This window comes from Gammaproteobacteria bacterium (genome assembly GCA_003696665.1).
Lineage (GTDB): Bacteria > Pseudomonadota > Gammaproteobacteria > Enterobacterales.
This window is the reverse complement of record RFGJ01000447.1, coordinates 1-2,020: the sequence shown is the minus strand read 5'-3', so window position 1 is coordinate 2,020 and position 2,020 is coordinate 1. Positions and strand designations below refer to the sequence as shown.

Sequence of the window (2,020 nt, the reverse complement as noted above, 5' to 3'; positions counted from 1 at the left end):
GGGGTTGCCGAACAGCACACCGATCTTCTCGCGCAACTGGTTGATGAAGATGCAGCAGCAGCCCGTGCGGCCGATGGCGGCCGTGAGCTTGCGCATGGCATGTCATTCAAACTAACACTATTGGACGAAACAACTGCATTTGTCGTAAATTTTACATACTATTTCTTTTTCAGAATAAAATTTCACACAAAACCAGTAAAAATATATTTTTATCCGTCACAACCCGATAACTCAAATCAACAAAATCATGAAACGGTTATCCCCCCCCACTTTTTTATTTAACTCTACTGTCGCTTTTCTTTCAGTTCAATGATTTGCCTGCCCAAATGGACAGATGGGTACTTTACCCCAATGAAATAGATTTCGACTCTGGAACTGTTTCCGAGGCAAACTTCATCGCAGCATCTCCCTATAAAGTAGAAAACGCTGTTTACAGCAATGGTGAAATGCTGTTTTACGTCCAAGACGGTGCAGTTTACGATAGCGGTGGAAATTTCGTTTTCTCGTTTGGCTATGACTACACCATGCTCAAAGAAATAGCAGTGGCACCATTGCCAGGTTCATGCGACACCTGGTGTCTCTTTTGGCTGGAAGCCTATCCTTTGACCACACTGGAATTTCATTTTCAGGAGGTAAAGGTTGTTGACGGAGCAATAGTTCCAGGGTCAGGCGGACTTATTAATGAAGGGGAGCTTTTTGGAAGCACAGGTGGCATAGCGGTATCCAAACCAGATGACAATGGCGAACGCATGATATACCTGGTCCATTATCAGGGTATATGGAAGTACCGCCTGCAAAGCAACGGCCTGTTTCTTGAAGAAATGATCCCCTCCCTGGAAGGATTCGAATGGATTGCAGAAGCTGACCTGAGTCCGAACGGTGATTTTTTGGCTTGGGGAGATGACAACAGGGTCTGTGTTTACAACCTGGCGTTAGAACAATTTTATATCCATAGCTTGGGCACTTCCTTGTCTTTTATTTTCGGTCTGGAATTTTCGGCAGACAACGAATACCTGTACATATGCCATTCGGAAAAGGGCCTTTTTCGGTGGAAATTCAACCAAACAGACAGTGCACCCGAACCCGTCGAGGGTTCGAAAAATTTCGTCAACACCCAATTGGAACTGGGCAAGGACGGATATATTTATGCTGTGCGCAAGGACGGAATCTTGGGAATTATTGGTGACTCGGGCGTAGCCATTTCTCCTTTGGATGTTACTGTCGGCTCTTCTCTCGCTGATCCCAATTGGGACCAGCTTTTTGCCCTTCCCGATCAGATAGACGGGGAAGTATATGGAAGTTTTCTCGGGATTCCCACCCCGGCAATAGAAAAATTCTATATAAACGGGGTTACTGTCTGGGAAGTCATCGATGAGATGCATCCGCCCTTGCTCGTGTACAATTGTACCCCCATACTGCTCAACGATTCAGTTTCAGGAGCTTATTCAGGTTACACTATCCACGTGTATCAGACAGATCCGTCAAGTGGTCAACAAATTACCGGCCCCGGATTTCTGGATGCTTCTTTTCATTTTGCCGACACGCCTCCCCCATCCATCGACATCCGTTGCCTCAACGACTCAATAAACTGTGACCTGTTTGACAACTACATCAACCCACCTTACAACACCTTTGCAGTAGCCTTGCTACTGGAAGGTCGCTGCGAATCTGTCGAGAGAATCGGGCATATTGAGGTGCAAGATGCACCTGCTGCTGCCGATATCGGACTGGAAATAAACGACACCCAGACAGGTATCCCTTGCCCGGCAGCCCACGATATAGCCCAAGCTTGCAATTCAGGCATCTATTCAGCCAGCATAAACCTGGCAAACAGCAATGGAGATATCACCTTTTATCAGTTGGCTATTGATGAGGTGAGTTGTGAAAACGGTTCTACGATCAACAACATTTTCACGGGGAATCCGGTATCGGTAAACGGAGTTGCCGGGCTGACAGCCATTGCGCTGAATGCTTTGCAAATCAATGGTACAACTGGTTACTTTGCCGACCCCTCATGGGT

1 protein-coding gene and 1 pseudogene are annotated in these 2,020 nt (G+C 46.6%); one reads left to right on the top strand and one right to left on the bottom strand.

What is annotated here, in order from left to right; genetic code table 11:
* Nucleotides 1–99: pseudogene (locus D6694_11130) on the bottom strand (hypothetical protein).
* Between the two features lie 227 nt (nt 100–326).
* On the opposite strand from D6694_11130, the gene D6694_11125 reads away from it, so the two are divergent.
* Nucleotides 327–2,020: hypothetical protein (locus tag D6694_11125; protein RMH39516.1), on the top strand; the 1,694-nt coding region annotated here is incomplete at its 3' end.